Source organism: Curtobacterium sp. KBS0715, from assembly GCF_005938005.2.
Classification (GTDB): domain Bacteria; phylum Actinomycetota; class Actinomycetes; order Actinomycetales; family Microbacteriaceae; genus Curtobacterium; species Curtobacterium flaccumfaciens.
This window is the reverse complement of record NZ_VCCA02000001.1, coordinates 130,183-146,824: the sequence shown is the minus strand read 5'-3', so window position 1 is coordinate 146,824 and position 16,642 is coordinate 130,183. Positions and strand designations below refer to the sequence as shown.

General features: G+C 71.4%; 17 protein-coding genes. 11 read left to right on the top strand and 6 right to left on the bottom strand.

Annotated elements, in window-relative coordinates:
* Positions 1–127: 127 nt before the first annotated feature.
* Together nadE and FFG40_RS00745 are read left to right on the top strand one after the other, a co-directional pair.
* The gene (gene nadE, locus FFG40_RS00750) at positions 128–955 is read left to right on the top strand and encodes an ammonia-dependent NAD(+) synthetase (RefSeq protein ID WP_138801937.1); all 828 of its coding nucleotides are present in this window, start codon (positions 128–130) and stop codon (positions 953–955) included.
* A gap of 177 nt (positions 956–1,132) precedes the next feature.
* Positions 1,133–2,590 (top strand): SPFH domain-containing protein, encoded by a 1,458-nt coding sequence (locus tag FFG40_RS00745; RefSeq protein ID WP_185974055.1) that lies wholly within the window; start codon positions 1,133–1,135, stop codon positions 2,588–2,590.
* Between the two features lie 34 nt (positions 2,591–2,624).
* On the opposite strand, the gene FFG40_RS00740 is transcribed toward FFG40_RS00745, so the two are convergent.
* Together FFG40_RS00740 and FFG40_RS00735 are read right to left on the bottom strand one after the other, a co-directional pair.
* Entirely contained in the window at positions 2,625–3,014 is a 390-nt protein-coding gene (locus tag FFG40_RS00740; RefSeq protein WP_138801935.1) for a hypothetical protein, read from the bottom strand.
* Between the two features lie 71 nt (positions 3,015–3,085).
* Entirely contained in the window at positions 3,086–4,036 is a 951-nt protein-coding gene (locus FFG40_RS00735) for a phosphotransferase family protein (protein WP_138801934.1), read from the bottom strand.
* A 170-nt stretch (positions 4,037–4,206) separates the two neighbouring features.
* Here FFG40_RS00735 and FFG40_RS00730 point away from each other — a divergent pair, with 170 nt between their 5' ends.
* Both FFG40_RS00730 and FFG40_RS00725 read left to right on the top strand, forming a co-directional pair.
* A complete protein-coding gene (locus tag FFG40_RS00730; RefSeq protein ID WP_138801933.1) occupies positions 4,207–6,267 on the top strand; it encodes an MDR family MFS transporter in 2,061 nt (686 codons plus the stop codon).
* A 77-nt stretch (positions 6,268–6,344) separates the two neighbouring features.
* A complete protein-coding gene (locus FFG40_RS00725) occupies positions 6,345–6,938 on the top strand; it encodes a TetR/AcrR family transcriptional regulator (RefSeq protein WP_138801932.1) in 594 nt (197 codons plus the stop codon).
* A gap of 226 nt (positions 6,939–7,164) precedes the next feature.
* Here FFG40_RS00725 and FFG40_RS00720 read toward each other — a convergent pair whose 3' ends face one another.
* Together FFG40_RS00720 and FFG40_RS00715 are read right to left on the bottom strand one after the other, a co-directional pair.
* The gene (locus FFG40_RS00720) at positions 7,165–7,440 is read right to left on the bottom strand and encodes a GlsB/YeaQ/YmgE family stress response membrane protein (RefSeq protein WP_027466577.1); all 276 of its coding nucleotides are present in this window, start codon (positions 7,438–7,440) and stop codon (positions 7,165–7,167) included.
* Between the two features lie 103 nt (positions 7,441–7,543).
* On the bottom strand, positions 7,544–7,813 hold the full coding sequence (locus FFG40_RS00715; protein ID WP_111091297.1) for a glutaredoxin family protein: 270 nt from the start codon (positions 7,811–7,813) through the stop codon (positions 7,544–7,546).
* A gap of 81 nt (positions 7,814–7,894) precedes the next feature.
* On the opposite strand from FFG40_RS00715, the gene FFG40_RS00710 reads away from it, so the two are divergent.
* The 6 genes from FFG40_RS00710 to FFG40_RS00685 all read left to right on the top strand — a co-directional run bounded on the left by FFG40_RS00710 (position 7,895) and on the right by FFG40_RS00685 (position 14,071).
* Positions 7,895–9,613 (top strand): adenosylhomocysteinase, encoded by a 1,719-nt coding sequence (locus tag FFG40_RS00710; protein WP_138801931.1) that lies wholly within the window; start codon positions 7,895–7,897, stop codon positions 9,611–9,613.
* The gene (locus tag FFG40_RS00705) at positions 9,610–10,995 is read left to right on the top strand and encodes an amidohydrolase family protein (RefSeq protein ID WP_138801930.1); all 1,386 of its coding nucleotides are present in this window, start codon (positions 9,610–9,612) and stop codon (positions 10,993–10,995) included. Before FFG40_RS00710 ends, FFG40_RS00705 begins: the two co-directional genes overlap by 4 nt.
* Positions 10,992–11,510, top strand: coding sequence for a cupin domain-containing protein (locus FFG40_RS00700; RefSeq protein WP_258371348.1), 519 nt, complete (start codon positions 10,992–10,994; stop codon positions 11,508–11,510). The genes FFG40_RS00705 and FFG40_RS00700 overlap by 4 nt, the downstream gene beginning before the upstream one ends.
* 83 nt (positions 11,511–11,593) lie before the next feature.
* Positions 11,594–12,415, top strand: coding sequence for an ABC transporter substrate-binding protein (locus FFG40_RS00695; RefSeq protein WP_138801929.1), 822 nt, complete (start codon positions 11,594–11,596; stop codon positions 12,413–12,415).
* A 4-nt stretch (positions 12,416–12,419) separates the two neighbouring features.
* Positions 12,420–13,298 carry an amino acid ABC transporter permease gene (locus FFG40_RS00690; protein WP_110862374.1) on the top strand — a complete coding sequence of 293 codons (879 nt, stop codon included), beginning with the start codon at positions 12,420–12,422 and terminating at the stop codon, positions 13,296–13,298.
* Positions 13,295–14,071 (top strand): amino acid ABC transporter ATP-binding protein, encoded by a 777-nt coding sequence (locus FFG40_RS00685; RefSeq protein ID WP_138801928.1) that lies wholly within the window; start codon positions 13,295–13,297, stop codon positions 14,069–14,071. The genes FFG40_RS00690 and FFG40_RS00685 overlap by 4 nt, the downstream gene beginning before the upstream one ends.
* Here FFG40_RS00685 and FFG40_RS00680 read toward each other — a convergent pair.
* On the bottom strand, positions 14,068–15,033 hold the full coding sequence (locus tag FFG40_RS00680; RefSeq protein WP_138801927.1) for an NAD(P)H-quinone oxidoreductase: 966 nt from the start codon (positions 15,031–15,033) through the stop codon (positions 14,068–14,070). The two genes, FFG40_RS00685 and FFG40_RS00680, sit on opposite strands and share 4 nt — an antisense overlap.
* A 149-nt stretch (positions 15,034–15,182) precedes the next feature.
* On the opposite strand from FFG40_RS00680, the gene FFG40_RS00675 reads away from it, so the two are divergent.
* On the top strand, positions 15,183–15,635 hold the full coding sequence (locus FFG40_RS00675; protein WP_138801926.1) for a hypothetical protein: 453 nt from the start codon (positions 15,183–15,185) through the stop codon (positions 15,633–15,635).
* 96 nt (positions 15,636–15,731) lie between these two features.
* Here the strand turns inward: FFG40_RS00675 and FFG40_RS00670 are convergent, their stop codons facing one another.
* Entirely contained in the window at positions 15,732–16,610 is an 879-nt protein-coding gene (locus tag FFG40_RS00670) for an aldo/keto reductase (protein ID WP_071244093.1), read from the bottom strand.
* Between the last annotated feature and the right edge of the window lie 32 nt (positions 16,611–16,642).

Here is a 16,642-nt window from a genome sequence, read left to right as displayed (position 1 = left end):
GGGTCGTCGCGGATCCCCGGGGCGGTGGTGATCGGGTCACCGCCGCCCCGGGACCTCCCGGTTGATCCGATGGACGTCTTCGGGAACCTGCCGGTCCACGGAGCCGGATCGGCGTGATACTGGGGTGGTGCGTGAACTCCAAGCCGCCATCGCAGCGGACCTCAACGTCCAGCCGACCATCGACCCGGAGCAGGAGGTCGCCCGTCGTGTCGGGTTCCTGCGCGACTACCTGCTGACGACCGGGGCGAAGGGGTACCTCCTCGCCATCAGCGGCGGACAGGACTCCACCCTGGCCGGCCGCCTGACCCAGCTCGCGGTCGAGTCGCTCCGCGCCGAGGGGCACCCGGCCGAGTTCACGACCGTCCGCATGCCCTACCGGGTGCAGGCCGACGAGGACGACGCCCAGCTCGCCCTGCAGTTCATCGCGGCCGAACCTGGCGTCACCGTGAACATCGAGCACGGGGTCGACGGGGTCATGGAGGACACCGCGGCCTCGGGTATCGAGCTGAGCGACTTCGTGAAGGGCAACGTCAAGGCGCGCATGCGGATGGTCGCCCAGTACGCGATCGCCGGGCAGCGCGGCCTGCTGGTGGTCGGCACGGACCACGCGGCCGAGGCCGTCACGGGCTTCTTCACCAAGTACGGCGACGGCGGCGTCGACCTCACCCCGCTCACCGGGCTGTCGAAGAGCCAGGGGCGGCAGCTGCTCGAGCACCTCGGCGCACCCGCTCGCCTGTACGAGAAGGCGCCCACCGCCGACCTGCTCGACGAGCTGCCCGGGCAGACCGACGAGGCGAACCTCGGACTCACCTACGCCGAGATCGACGCCTACCTGCAGGGACACGACGTGCCGGTCGAGGTCGCCGAGGCGATCGAGTCGCGCTACCGCGCGACGGAGCACAAGCGCCAGGTGCCGGCGACGCCCTTCGACGAGTGGTGGCGTGCGGGCGCGTAGGCGCTGACGCAACCCCGGACGGGAGGCGCGGTGCAGGTGATCCTGCACCGCGCCTCCCGTCTGTTGTCCCCAACCCTCCCCAGCGCGGCCCCGCTGTCCGCGTGCGCTCCTAGGATGGGAGCCAACGGAACAACAGATGCGGAATCCAGGCTGGCGCCTGGTCCTCAAGGGGGAGTCATGGAAGTCCTGTTCGCGCTCGGAGCCGTCCCGCTGATCGTCGTGGGGATCATCGTCCTCGCCGTGATCGCGCTGATCTACGCCAAGGTCGTGTACCGCAACGCCGGTGCCGACGAAGCGCTCATCATCACGGGCAAGCGCTCCCGCAAGGTCAAGAACGCCGACGGCACCGAGACCGTCGAGTCCGGCATCAAGGTCGTGCTCGGCGCCGGCGTGCTCGTCCGCCCCTTCTTCGAGAAGGTCGCGAAGCTGTCGCTCAGCTCGCGTGCGATCGACATCAACGTCAACGCGCAGGACTCCCGCGGTGTCACCATCGACGTCGAGGCCGTCGCGCTCGTCAAGGTCGGCGAGACCGACGCCTCGATCCGGGCGGCCGCACAGCGGTTCCTCGGGCAGGAGAAGAAGATCGACGACTTCGCGCGCGAGGTCCTGTCCGGTTCGCTCCGCGCCTCGATCGGTGCGACCGACGTGTCGACCATCATCCGCAAGCGCGATCAGCTCACCGTCGCTGTGCTCGACGTCGCCAAGGACGCCCTGCACAGCCAGGGGCTCGACGTCGACTCGTTCGAGATCAAGGGCATCTCGGACCGCAACGAGTACATCAGCGACCTTGGCCGTGCCGAGCGTGCACGCGTGCGACTCGAGGCCGAGAACGCCGAGGCCCAGGCCGACCGTGAAGCGCGAGAAGCCCGCGCGACCGCCGACCAGGCGATCGCCGAGGCCGAGAACACCCTGGCCATCCGCCGTGCCGCGCTGCAGCTCGACGCCGACCGTGCGTCCGCCGAAGCCGCTGCCGCCGGCCCGCTCGCCCAGGCGCGCGCGTCCCAGGGTGTCGTCGAGCAGGAGCAGATCACCGCGCAGAAGCGTGCCGAGCTGCGCCGTGCCGAGCTCGAGTCCGAGGTCTCCGCCGTCGCCGAGGCCCAGGCGCGCAAGACCCGCGTCGAGGCCGAAGCCGCCGCCGGGGCCCAGGTCGAGACCGCACGCGCCCAGGCCGAGGCCCGTCGGATCTCCGCGGAGGCCGTCGCGGCCGAGGCGAAGGCCGAGGCGGACGCCCGCAAGCTCGCCGCCGACGCCTCACGCGCCGAGGGTGAAGCCGCCGCCGACGCGATCCGTGCGAAGGGTCAGGCCGAGGCCGATGCGACCAAGGCGCAGGCCGACGCGCTCGCGCAGCACTCCGAGGCCGTCCTGCGGGTCAAGGCGATCGAGACGCTGCCGAGCATCGCCCGCGAGCTCGCCGCGCCGATGAGCAACATCGACACGCTCACCGTGGTGTCCTCCGAGGGCGCCGGTGCCCTGTCGAAGAGCGTCGTCAGTCAGTTCAGCGAGGTCGATGCGTTGCTCGGCGCAACCGCCGGGTTCACCCTGAGCGACATCGTGAAGAGCACCACGACGGGTCAGGCGGCTGCCCGTGCTGTCGTGCGCGAGCAGTCGGTGCCGCAGGTCGAGCCGGCCGAGTAGTCGAGCGGGTGCCTGTAGCGGGCGCGACGGGGGATCAGCCCTCGTCGTGCCCGTTCTCGTTCTGCGGGTCGCGCTGCTGAGCGCCGGCGTCCTCACGCTCGTCGGCGAGCCGCTGCTGCCAGACGACACTGCGGGCCGCGCCCTCGAGCACGTCGTCGACGCTGCGACCGCTCTGGGCGGCGAGGGCACCGCTGAGTCCGGCGGTGAGCGTGCCGCCGGCCGAGGCGAGTCGCTCGACGACCTCCTCCTGCCGCGGGGTCAGGGGCTCGTCGACCAGTTCGTCGATCGTGTCGCGGATGTTCTGCTCGCTCGCGTCCAGTGCCGCCTCGTCGCCGGACTGCAGGGCTGCTGCCTCTCCGACGACGACGAGACCGAGGCGCGCGGCGTCGTCTTCGGGACGCGGGGTGCGGGGCTCGTCAGTCATGCGGTGGACCGTACGCTCCGGTGCGCTGCGCTCCCTGGACAGACGCGTCCCCCGCTCGGGCGGAGGCGCTGTCAGGCGGCCCAGCGGCGGAGCAGCCACTCGGCGGCCGCCACGCCCTCGCGCCGTTGGAAGTCGCGGATGGCGGGCATGTTCGGCGGTGCCGGGGGCAGGGCGTGCTCGAAGAACAGCCCGGCGAGCCCGGCCAGCACGGCGTCGATCGTGGCGGCGGGCACCCCGGCGAAGACCGGGTGCGTGGCGAGGTGGTGTTCGACGGCGTCGTCCTCGCCGCGGACGAGCGTGTCGAGCAGGTAGGTCAGCGGGTCGAGCCAGTGCGCGCCCACGCTCGCCCAGGGCCAGTCCACCACCCAGACGAGCCCGGTGTCGTCGACGAGCAGGTTGTCCGCTCGGCAGTCGGCGTGCACGAGGTGTTCGCCGTCGACGAGGGCAGCTGCCCCCGATGCCGCGTGGGCGATCGCGGGGCCGGCGTCGAGGACGTGCGGCGGGACGACCTCGGCGACGCGGACGGCGTTCGAGTCGTCCGCCAGCATCCGGTCCCAGGCGCCGAACTCACCGCGCAGGTCCTCGGTGATGCGGGGGAGCGTCGCCAGCCCATCGGTCGCGAGCGGCAGTGTGTGGAGTGCGTCGAGCACGGCGGTCGTGTCCGATCCGTCGAGGTGTCTGCCCGGGTGGTGCCCTGCGACGTCCTCGAGCACGAGCGCGACCCAGTCGTCGCCGTCGACCGTGGCGTGCAGCGCGTCGAGCAGCCGCGGTGCCTGCACGGTGGTCGGCAGCTGGGCCATGACCTCGGCCTCGCGGCGGTGCAGGTCGAGGGCGGCCTCGTTGCGCGAGCGCGACACCGTCTTCACGAAGGCTCGTTCCCCCGCCGCGGTCGTCACCCGGTCGGCGCTTCCGGGCGACCACCCGCTCGCCTGGGACTCGGCGGTCACGACCGGACCGCCCAGCACCCCCTCCACCTGCTGCCGCAGCGTCGTCGGTACGTCGGTCCAGGTGGTTCGCCCCATGCGCAGACGCTACCTGAGAACCCGTACACGAACGTGCATGCTCGGCAACTTTGCGTTGGCGGCAAAGGTGCTTGCGGTGTAAAGTTGCAGAGCCTGCAAGGTTGACCCTCGTTTCGGGGTCCCGACGAGGCCGACGACCACCACGCCACATCCCCTGTGAGGAACCCCGCATGTCCACTGCCACCGCACCCGTCGAGGTGTCGCGCGGACGACAGGACTCCCCGGCGAGCACGCCGGGCAAGCCGATCATGTCGCACCGCCAGATCCTGCTCGTCATCTACGGCCTGATGGCCGGCATGTTCCTGTCGTCGCTCGACCAGACCATCGTCGGCACCGCGATCCGCACGATCGGTGACGACCTGCACGGCCTCGACCAGCAGGCCTGGGTCACGACGGCCTACCTGATCGCGTCGACCATCACCACGCCGATCTACGGCAAGCTCTCCGACGTCTTCGGCCGTCGCCCGCTCTACATCTTCGGCATCGCGGTCTTCATCCTCGGCTCGCTGCTCTCGACCCTGTCGACGTCGATGACCATGCTCGCCGCTTTCCGCGCGTTCCAGGGCATCGGTGCCGGTGCGCTGATGTCGCTCCCGCTCGCGATCATGGGCGACATCCTCGCGCCCCGTGAGCGCGCGAAGTACCAGGGCTACTTCCTGGCGGTCTTCGGCATCTCGTCCGTGATCGGCCCGCTCATCGGCGGCCTGTTCGCGGGTGCGAGCTCGATCGTCGGCATCACCGGCTGGCGCTGGGTGTTCCTGATCAACGTGCCGATCGGCGTCGCCGCGCTCCTCATGGTGATCGCGTTCCTGCACCTGCCGAAGTTCGGCGAGGCCAAGGCCAAGCCACGCATCGACTGGTGGGGCGCGACCTCGGTCATCGTCACGCTCGCGCCGCTGCTCCTCGTCGCGGAGCAGGGCCGCACGTGGGGCTGGGGTTCGGCCAACGCGATCGCCTGCTACGTCATCGGTGCGCTCGGCCTCGTCGTCTTCCTGGTGATCGAGACCCGCATGCAGGACGACGCGATCATCCCGCTCAAGCTCTTCCGCTCGAGCACGTTCTCGATGGCGACCATCCTGGGCTTCCTGGTCGGCTTCGCGATGTTCGGCGCGATGCTCACCATCCCGCTGTACCTGCAGATCGTCACCGGCCTGACGCCGACCGAGTCCGGCTTCGCGACGCTGCCGATGATCGGCGGCTTGATGATCGCCTCGATCGCTTCGGGGCAGATCGTGGCCCGCACCGGCCGCTACCGGATCTTCCCGGTGATCGGCACGGCCCTGGTGTCGCTCGGCTACGTCGTCCTGACGTTCATGACGATCGACAAGCCGCTGTGGTTCCTGATGATCGGCATGTTCCTGATCGGCCTCGGGCTCGGCCAGCTCATGCAGAGCATCACCCTGGCCTCCCAGAACTCGGTGCAGCCGCGTGACATGGGTGTGGCGACGTCGTCCGCCACGTTCTTCCGCCAGATCGGTGGCACGCTCGGCACCGCCGTCCTGCTGTCCGTCCTGTTCTCGCTCATGCCGGCGAACATCCTGCACGCCACGGCGGACGAGTCGAACCTCAAGCCCGCCCTCAGTGCGGCGCTCGACCCGGAGGTCGCCAGCGCGAAGGCGAACCAGGGCGTCATGGACCAGATCTGGAACCCGATCGTCACCCCGCTCCAGAAGCAGGTGCAGTCCGGCCTCGACACCGCCACCGACCAGGTGACCCAGGCCACCGCCGGGGCTCCCGACGCCGTGCAGCAGCAGGCGCTCACCGCCGCCGCCGACAAGGCGCACGCCAGCGTGCAGGACGGCCGGCTCGTCGTCGACTGGTCGGACTCGGCGCAGCGCACCTACTGGGTGGACCAGCTCGCACCGGAACTGTCGAAGCAGATCGACAAGGGCGCGAACGACTCGAGCGACTCGAACGCCGAGACGAGCGACACGTCGTACCTCAACGGTGCGGACGCTGCCCTGACCCGGCCGTTCATGTCCGGGTTCAACGCCTCGGCCGTGACCGTCTACTGGGTCGGCTTCGCGGTGATCCTGCTCGCCTTCGTCCTGAGCTTCTTCTTCAAGGCGCCGCCGCTCCGCAAGAGCTCGGCCCTGCAGGAGCAGGCGGACGACGCCGGCACCGCCGACGACCTCGAAGCGCAGGCCGTGCGGGCCGCGGACACGATGGGCTCGCCCACCGCCCCGGTCACCGGTTCGATCCCCGTCCAGGGTGGTCGGGCGCAGGTCTGAGTCACGCCGGGCCTCCTCGTCCGAGGACGCGGGGGCCCGGCGTCGCACCAACCCGAGAACAAGACGGAGCGCAGCACGTGCACCAGCTCACCACCACCGAGGCCACCGCCCTGACCGACTGCGGCCTGCGGGAGCGCAAGAAGCAGCAGACCCGGGCCGCCATCCACCGGTCGGCGCTCGCCCTGGTCACCGACCACGGACTCGCCGGGGTGACCGTCGAGCAGATCTGCGCGGACGCCGGGGTCTCCCCGCGGACGTTCTTCAACTACTTCCCGTCGAAGGCCGAAGCAGCCCTCGGATTGCCGGCCACGACGGTCCCGGACACGGCACGCGCAGCGTTCCTCGGTTCCACGGGGCCGCTCGTGTCGGACCTCTGCGACCTCGTCGCGCACACGGTCACCCTGCCGCAGGACCGCCGGCGCATGAAGGAGCTCGTCCGAGCCCGCCCCGAGATGGTCCCGGCAATGATGCAGTGGATGGCGCACGCGCGGCAGACCGTGCTGGCGGTCGCCGCCGAGCGCGTCGACGAGGACACCGCGCGGACCGCGACCACCCTCGTGATGGCCGCCGTGATCGAGTCCGCCCACCGATCGGCGGACGGCTCCCGCGACGAACTGGCTGCGCGGCTGCGCGCGGTCGTCGGCGAGATGGGGCGGCTCGCCACCGCCTGACCAGCGCGACCATCGCGTCGCCCCCGGCGCAGGGGCGACCACGGCCTGGAGGCGCGGTGCGGGTCGGACCCGCACCGCGCCTCCAGGCCGTTTCGCGTCCACACCGTCGCGCGGTCGCAGCCCGCAGCGCGCAGTCGGCCCGCACACGCAAAGTCACCCCGAACCACGTGGAAACGCGGTTCGGGGTGACTGTGGTTGTTCGCCGGTCAGACCGGCAGCGTCGTGCCTAGCGGCGCGAGCCGCGGCCCGCGACGCGGGTGTAGATGAACAGCACGATGATCGCGCCGATGATCGAACCGATGATGCCGGCCGGCTGGAAGAAGCCGTCCATCGGGTCGTGCTGGAAGATCAGGAACCCGAGGAACCCGCCGACGAACGATCCGACGATGCCCAGGACGATCGTCATGAGGATGCCGATGTTCTGCTTGCCGGGGATGATGAGCCGGGCGAGAGCGCCGGCGATGAGTCCGATGATGATCAAGCTGATGATGAGACCGAGCACGGTGTCCTCCTCGTGGGTGCGGTTGCCGCGGCATGGTTGCCGGAGTCAGGGCCGACATCCGACGAAACTCCGGGGTTCCTGGGAGGACTGTCGGGTTCGCCGATCAGACGATGCCGGAGGCCTCGAGCTCGGCTCGCAGCTCGGCGTCCGACGGCTCGACGAAGTGCTTGCCGTTCGGCAGGACCACGACGGGGATGTTCTTCCGGCCGCTGATGGCCTCGGCACGGTCGGCAGCGGACAGGTCCTGCTCCACGTCGACGTACTCGTAGTCCACGCCGAGGGTGTCGAGCAGCGCCTTGGACCGACGGCAGTCGCGGCACCAGTCGGCACCGAACATGGTCACGCGGTCGGGGGCAGTCGTCGCATCGCTCATGTGCAGAGAGTACGTCGGAGCGCCCCCGGGCATTCCCGGAGCGCCGCCGGACCCGTGCCCCGCTCGCCCTACGATTGGCACATGCCGCCAGCACCCGACCCCGCGACGCTGGCCTGGGCCTCGGCGGCCGTTCGGCGCTTCGCCGCGGCGACCAACCTGCTCGTCGCCGCCCGCCGGTTCCGCATCGTCGGCGGTGACCCCCGGGATGCCGCGGCACTGCGGCACCTGCTGACCGCACTCGGTGCGCGCGAGGTCGAGCAGTCGGACCAGTCGCACCAACAGCACCAGCCGTCCGACCTCGTCGACCAGCTCTGGTGCCTCGGCACGCCCGACGAATCGACCCCCGCGGTCGAGCAGGCCGCCGCCCGCCCGCGCGGCACCACCCTGGTCGTCATCGACGCCGGCCGGTACCTGCCCGCCGTCGACGAGGACGCCTTCGGCCCCGTCGCACCCGCCCGCCCCGGCGTGCTCGCCGTCCCGATGCTGTCCGACGACGTCTTCCTGGTGTCCACCGGCCGCGACCCCGAGGACGACCCCGCGGCGGACGCCCGCCTGCGCTGGGCACGACGGTCGATGCCGGTCGCCCGGTCGGTCGCCGCGGAACTCCGCGACGGCGGGCTCCTGCGCGGCACACGCATCGGTGTCGCGATGTTCCTCGAGCCAAAGACGGCGGTGCTGAGCCTGCTGCTCCGTGACGCCGGTGCCGAGGTCGTCGTCTACGCCCACGCCGACGAGACCGACGACGCCGTCGCCGACGCACTGCGGTCCGCCGGCCTGACGGTGTTCGCGAGCAGCACGGCGACGCTGTCCGAACAGAAGCAGCTGGCCCTCGCGATGCTCGACACCGCGCCGCACATCCTGCTCGACGACGGCTCGCACGTCATCCGGCTCGCCCACCAGGAACGCCCCGACCTGCTGCCGACGATGCTCGGCGCCGCCGAGGAGACCACGAGCGGCCTCCGACCCCTTCGTGTCCTTGCGGCGCGCGGCGAGCTCGGCATCCCCGTGATCGCGGTGAACGACGCCCGCGCCAAGACGTTCTTCGACAACCGGTACGGCACCGGGCAGTCGACGGTGTTCGCGGTGCTCGACCTGGTCGACGGGCTCGCGTCCGGCACGCACCGGGTGATGCCGGGAGGCGCGGCGGTCGTCGCCGGGTTCGGGCACGTCGGCGAGGGGGCCGCCCTGGTGCTCACCGCCCTCGGGTTCCGGGTGACGGTCGCCGAGACCGACCCGGTCCGCGCCCTGCAGGCGCGGTTCGCCGGGTACGCCGTGGCCCCGCTCGTCGAGGCGGTGCGCGCCGCCGACCTCGTGATGAGCGCCACCGGGGTGCCGGACACCATCGACCTCGAGGTGCTCCGTGCCTGCGCGGACGGCGCGGTCCTCGCCGTCGCCGGTGGGGTCGACCAGGAGATCGCCATCGACGACGCGCTCGCCGCCGGGGCCCGGTGCCAGGACGTGGGGCCGAAGGCCGAGCGGTTCGTGTTCCCGGGTACCGACGGCGGGCCGATCGTGCTCGACGACGGCGGCTGCATCAACATCACCGCGGCCGAGGGCAACCCGGTCGAGATCATGGACCTGTCGTTCGCCGTGCAGCTCGGCGCCGTCCGGATGCTCCTGGAACGCGGCGACGAGCTGGAGCGTGCCGTCGTGCCGATCGACCCCGCGGTCGACGACGTGACCGCCCGCGCGGCGCTCGCCGCCTTCGGGAGCCGACGTCTGCCTCCCGGCCTCCCCGCTGAACACCCGGCGGATCGCGAGCCGGACGTCCGGACCCGCCGTTTCGGAGACCCGGCATGAGCGCTCGTCCACGCCCGGTCACCGTGCACTCGGCACGCGTCGTCGTCCCGATGACGGCGCCGCCGATCGCCGACGGCGCGGTGGCCGTGCAGGACGGCCGCATCCTGCACGTCGGCGACCGGTCGTGGGTCATCGACCAGCTCACCGGGTCCGGCGCGACGTTCACCGAGCGGCAGTGGCGCGGCGCGCTCCTGCCCGGACTCGTGAACGCGCACTCGCACCTCCAGTACACCGGCATGTCCGGTGTCGGCCGACGCCAGTACAACGGGTTCGAGGACTGGGCCGCGGCGTTCAACGTCGACTACGCCGAACCGCACGACTGGCGGGCCGAAGCCGCGGACGGTGCACGCGCGTCGATCCTGGCCGGCGTCACGAGCATCGCGGACATCGTCACCGACATCGAGGCCTCGACCGCGCTGCAGGACGCCGGGCTCGGCGGCATCGCGTACTGGGAGGTGATGGACTGGGAGAACGACGCCTGGCAGACGCACGGTCGCGACCAGGTGCTCGACGAACTCGACCGCATCCCCACGACACCCGGTGCCGGCCTGTCGCCGCACGCGCCGTACTCGCTCGAGGTCGCTCCGCTGCTCGAGCTCCCCGACATCGTGCGGCAGCGCGGCCTGCGGCTGCACCTGCACCTCGGTGAGGCGGCGTTCGAAGGGGAGCGCACCGCCCTCGGTCCGGTCCCCGGGCTCGACGGGGTCGACGGCGTCGGCCACGGGAACGACTGGCACCTGGCGAACGTGCCGTCGTTCCGGGCGCTGCGAGCCCTGGGCTTCGGTGCCAGCGCGACCGCGTTCGTCGACCGCCTCGGCGTGCTCGGGCCGGACTGCCACATCGCCCACGGCGTGTACATGACCGCCGCCGACCGGGCGCTCCTGCGTGCCCGTGGCACCGCGGTGGCGCTGTGCCCCCGCTCCAACGCCGTCATCGGCCTCGACCCGCCGCCCGTCGCCGACTACCTGCGCGAGGGCAGCCCGATCGCGATCGGCACCGACTCCCTGTCGTCGTCGCCGTCCCTCGACCTGATGGCCGACGTCACCGCGCTGCACCGCATCGCCCGCGCCCAGGGCTACGGGCACCGTGACCTGCACGAGCGACTGCTCGCAGCGGCGACCCTCGGTGGTGCGCACGCGATGGGGCTCGCCGTCGGACCGGACCGCATCGGGCACCTCGCCGTCGGGGCGCGCGCCGACCTGGCGGTCTTCGACGTCGACGCCCGCACGGTGCCGGACGCGCTCGCCGAGCTCGTCGAGGACGGCGCCGGGCGGGCGGCCGCCACCGTGATCCGCGGGGTCGTGCGCGCCGTGGCGGGCGGGGTCACCGAGCCGGCTTCCCCGCACACGGACACCCCCGCACCGCACCAGGAGGAACGATGACCGAGTCCGCACCCCACCCCGGCATGGCCGCACGCCGAACCGTCACCGGTGAGCTCATCGAGTGGCTCGACGTGCCGAAGCGCGCGATCGCCCTCGGCATGGAACCGCACCCCGAGGGTGGCTGGTACGTCCGCACCTGGACCTCGCCGGCGACGGTCACCACCCCCGCGGGGGAGCGTCCCGCCGCCACCCTGATCCACTTCCTGCTGCCCCCGGGCGAGGCCTCCGCCTGGCACCGGGTCACGAGCGACGAGATCTGGATGTGGCACGGGCCGGACACCGTCGACCTGCAGCTCGGCGGCGACGGCGACGCCCCCGAGCCCGGCGCGACGATCACCCTCGGCCCGGACGCCGGACGCGACCGGGTGAACGACGCGCAGGCCTTCGTGCGCGGTGGCGTGTGGCAGCGGACGATCCCGGGCGACGGCGAGGTGCTGCTGAGCTGCCTGGTGTCGCCGGGCTTCTCGTTCGACGACTTCACGATGGCCGACGACGGGGACCCTGCCGCCGAGTAGCACCGCGACACCGTTTCGCGTTGGTATCCCACCGCGAAGTACACTTCGACCTGCCCCCACCCCCCTCGCACGAAGGCCCGACCGTGACCCGTCACCTCCGCTTCACCCTCGCCGTCGCCACCGCCGCGGTCGCCGCCCTCGCCCTGTCGGCCTGCTCCGCCGGGGGCAGCAGCAACGCCGACGGCACCGTGACCGACGGCAAGCTCACGATCGCCACCGGCGACCCGGCGTACTCGCCCTGGATCGAGGACAACAAGCCCGAGTCCGGCAAGGGCTTCGAGTCCGCCGTGGCGTACGCCGTCGCGAAGGAGATGGGCTACGGCAAGTCCGACGTCGTCTGGAAGCGCAGCACCTTCGACAGCGCCATCGCACCGGGCCCGAAGGACTGGGACCTCAACGTCCAGCAGTTCTCGATCGACGCGAAGCGCAAGAAGGCCGTCGACATGTCGAGCGCCTACTACACGACGACGCAGGCGGTCGTGACGACGTCCGGGTCGAAGGCCGCCGGCGACACCACGATCGCCGCGCTCAAGCAGGACGCCATCGGCGTCGCGACCGGTTCGACGAGCATCGCGAGCGTCAAGGACGTCCTCGGGGTCACGCCGCAGGTGTTCAACTCCAACGACGACGCCGTGCTCGCGCTCAAGTCCGGGCAGATCGACGCGATCGTCACCGACCTGCCGACGGCGTTCTACATGGCCTCGGCGCAGCTCGACGACGGCACCGTGTCCGCGCAGTTCCCGTCCGACGGCAAGGGCGACGAGTTCGGTTTCGTCCTGCCGAAGGACTCGGAGCTCACGAGCAAGGTCGACAAGGCCCTGAAGACCCTCGACGACGACGGCACCCTGCAGGACCTGCAGACCGAGTGGCTCTCGTCGGAGACCGGTACGCCGGTCCTGAAGTAACCGGATGACCCTGCCAGCAGGGGCCGGCACCCCGGTCGCCGCACCCGCGCCGAGCCAGGTCGAGCTCGAGCGTCGGCTCTACCGTCGCCAGCGTGGCCGTCGCTCCGTCGTGGTGTCGGTCGTCTCCACCCTGGTCGTGCTCGCCGTCGTGTACTTCGGTGTCGTGAACACCCCCGGGTGGGCGGCGGTGCAGCAGTCGTTCTTCGACCCGGAGACCGCGGTCGACACGTTCCCGGACATCCTGCTGGGCCTCTGGTTGAACGTCCGGATCCTGTTCTTCAGCGCCATCGGCGTCGCCGTCTTCGGCACGCTGCTCGCGGTCGTCCGCGGCCTGCGCAACCCGGTGTTCTTCCCGCTGCGGATGCTCGCGACCGGCTACACGGACCTGTTCCGTGGCCTGCCGCTCATCATCGTGCTCTACCTGGTCGGCTACGGCATCCCCGGGCTCGGGGTGTTCCCGCGGCTCCCCGCCGAGGTCTGGGGCACGATCGCGATCACCCTGACCTACTCGTCGTACATCGCCGAGGTGCTCCGCGCCGGCATGGAGGCCGTGCACCCCTCCCAGCGCCTGGCCGCCCGGTCGCTCGGACTCTCGCACGCCAAGACCCTGCGGCTCGTGGTGCTGCCCCAGGCGATCCGCAAGGTCACGCCAGCGCTGATGAACGACTTCGTGTCGATGCAGAAGGACGTCGGCCTGGTGTCGATCCTCGGGGCCGTCGACGCGGTCCGCTCCGCCCAGATCGCGCAGGCCGAGACCTACAACTTCACGCCGTACTTCGTCGCCGGGCTGCTGTTCGTCGTGATCAGCCTGCCGCTGATCCGCGTCACGGACGCGATCGCGCGTCGCCAGCAGCGGCGCGAGCAGATCGGAGGGACCGTATGAGCGAGGCCGGCCTGGAGGCCCGTGGTGCGTCCGGTACGGACCGCGCGGTCCTCGAACTGCGCGGGTTGCGCAAGGCCTTCGGTGAGCACGAGGTCCTGCGCGGGATCGACCTGACGGTCCACCGCCACCAGGTCATCTGCGTCATCGGGGCCTCGGGCTCCGGCAAGTCGACGCTGCTCAAGACGGTCAACCTGCTCGAGGGCATCGACGACGGTGAGATCCTGCTGCAGGGCACGGACATCGCCGACCCGCGCATCGCCGTCGACGCCGTGCGGGCGCGCATCGGCGTGGTGTTCCAGCAGTTCAACCTGTTCCCGCACATGAGCGTGCTCGACAACGTCACGCTCGCCTCCCGCCAGGTGCACGGCATCGGACGGGCCCAGGCCGAGGACACCGCGCGCCGCCTGCTCGACCGGATCGGGCTCGCCTCGTTCGCCGATGCCTACCCGGACCGCCTGTCCGGCGGGCAGCAGCAGCGCGTCGCCATCGTCCGGGCGATCGCGTCGGACCCGGAACTCCTGCTGCTCGACGAGGTCACGAGCGCCCTCGACCCGCAGCTCGTCGGTGAGGTGCTCGACCTGGTCACGGAGCTGAAGCGACAGGGTTCGACGATCCTGATGACGACGCACGAGATGCACTTCGCGCGGAACGTCGCCGACCGGATCGTGTTCCTGCACCGCGGCGAGGTCGTCGAGCAGGGTTCCCCCGCCGACGTCCTCGACCACCCGCAGCACCCGGCGCTCGTCGAGTTCCTCGCCCGCGTGCACGCCTAGGGCGTCAGCAGCACCTTGCCGATGACCTCGCCGTCGCGCACGCGGCGGTGGGCTTCCTCGACCTCGGCCATGGGCAGCACCGAGTCGATGACCGGGCGCACCCGGCCGTCGGCGACCAGCGGCCAGACGTTGTAGCGGACCGCCTCGACGATGGCGGCCTTCTCGGCGAGCGGCCGTGCGCGCAGGGTCGTGCCGCTGATCGTCGCGCGCTTCCGCATGAGCACCCCGAAGTCGAGCTCGGCGGTGCGGCCGCTGCCCGAGGCGATGACCGCGACGTGCCCGTTCGGGGCGAGGGCCTGCAGGTTCCGCTCCAGGTAGGACGGCCCGACGACGTCCAGCACGACGTCGACGCCGACACCGTCGGTGAACGCCATGACGCGTTCCACGAAGTCCTCCGTGCGGTGGTCGATGGCCAGGTCGGCGCCGAGGTCACGGGACGCGGCGACCTTGCGGTCGCCGCCGCTCGTCGCGATCACCGTCGCACCGAGGGCCTTCGCCCACAGCACCGCGTGCGACCCCATGCCGCCCGTACCCCCGTGCACCAGGAGCGTCTGCCCGGGGCGGAGTCCGGCGAGCATGCCGATGTTGGAATAGACCGTGCACGCGGCTTCGGGCAGTCCGGCCGCCTCGACCAGGTCGACGCCCTCGGGGACCGGCAGCACCTGGGTGACCGGCGCGACCACGAGTGCCGCGTACCCGCCGCCGGAGAGCAACGCGCACACCCGGTCGCCCACCGCCACGGTCGTGACGCCCGCGCCGACGGCCCGCACCGTGCCGGAGACCTCGAGCCCGAGGATCTCAGACGCCCCGGGCGGTGGCGGGTAGTTCCCGGCGCGCTGCTGCAGGTCGGCGTTGTTGACGCCGGCCGCGGCGACCTCGATCAGGACCTCGTCCGTGCCGGGTTCGGGGTCGGGCAGGTCGGTGACGGACATGGAAGTGTCGTCGAACGTGATGGCTCGCATGCCCTCGACGGTACGCGCCACCCGCCTCCGGCTGGCTGCCGGTCGCCCACGACCACCGCCGGTGTCCCTGTGGAGGTTCCCTGTACGCTCGACGACGGATCTGCACCTCATCCGGGGGAGTGCGGACAGATCGAGGGGGACTCTCCACCATGCCCAAGAAGCTCATCGCGCTGGCCACCGCCGGCCTCGCACTCACGCTGCTCGCCGGTTGCTCGGGCGGCGACTCGGGCTCGTCCAGCGCACCGTCGGCCTCGAAGACCGCCGCCGCAGCACCCGCCCAGACCAAGGAGGAAGCCTGCTCCCTGCTCGAGAACGAACTCGCGTCGTTCCTCAAGGAGCAGGGTTCCAGCTCTGCCCCGGCCGACCCGAAGGCCCGTGCGGCGCTCGTCGACGAGTTCGTCCAGCGCATCGACTCGGCGCTGACGAAGGTCTCGAACGACCAGGTCCACGACACGTTCGAGGACTTCTCCGGCGCGGCGAAGGGCTACAGCTCCGCCATCCGCTCCGGTGCGGCCGAGGACTCCGCCGAGGTCAAGAAGGCCCAGACCGAGGTGCAGACCACCCTCGACCAGGTCTCGGCGGTCTGCCCCGCCAAGAGCTGAGCGGGCGCACGCCCAGCCACACACAGCACGACGCCCCGCCGCTCCTCGACCAGGAGCGGCGGGGCGTCGTGCTTCCCCCGTCGGGGGGAACGGGCGTCAGACGGCCGCGGGCTGCGAGGCGTCGAGGCGTGCGACGTCCTCCGGCCGCAGCCGCACGGTCGGCGCCGTGATCGAGTTCAGGATGGACTGCGGCCGCGACGCACCGGGGATCGGCACGACGACGTCGCTCTTCTGCAGCTCCCACGCCAGGGCGATGACCTGCGGGGTGACCCCGCGGTCGCGGGCGATGTACGCGAAGTCCTCGAACGCGGTCCCGAGGTCCGCCGCGCTCCCGATGCCACCGAGGGGGCTCCACGGCAGGAACGCGATGCCGAGCTCGTCGCACAGTTCGAGCTCCGGCTCACTCGACCGGAACTTGGGTGAGTACTGGTTCTGCACCGACGCCAGGCGTCCGCCGAGCACCTCGTTCGCGGTGCGGATCTGGTCCGGGTCGGCGTTCGAGATGCCCGCCATCCGGATGACGCCCTCGTCGAGCAGCTCGGCGAGCGCCCCGATCGAGTCGGCGTACGGCACCGCCGGGTCGGGCCGGTGGAACTGGTACAGGCCGATCTGCTCGACGCCGAGCCGCTTCGCCGAGGCCTTCGCGGCTTCCTTCAGGTACTCCGGGTGCCCGTTCTGCGCCCAGTTGCCGGCCTCGGGGCGCAGGTGTCCGCCCTTCGTCGCGATGAGCACGTCCGAGGTGTCGTCGTGGAACTCCCGGACGGCCCGCGCGATGAGCTCCTCGTTGTGCCCCACCTCGTCGTGGCCGCCCAGGTGGTAGGCGTCGGCGGTGTCGATGAGCGTGACACCGTTCTCGAGCGCTGCGTGGATCGTGGCGATGGACTGACGCTCGTCCGGCCGGCCCTCGATCGACATGGGCATCCCGCCCAGACCGATGGCACTGACGGACACGTCTCCGATGACTCGTTGCTTCATCGGCCCAGCATGCGCCCGGCCCCGATGCCGAC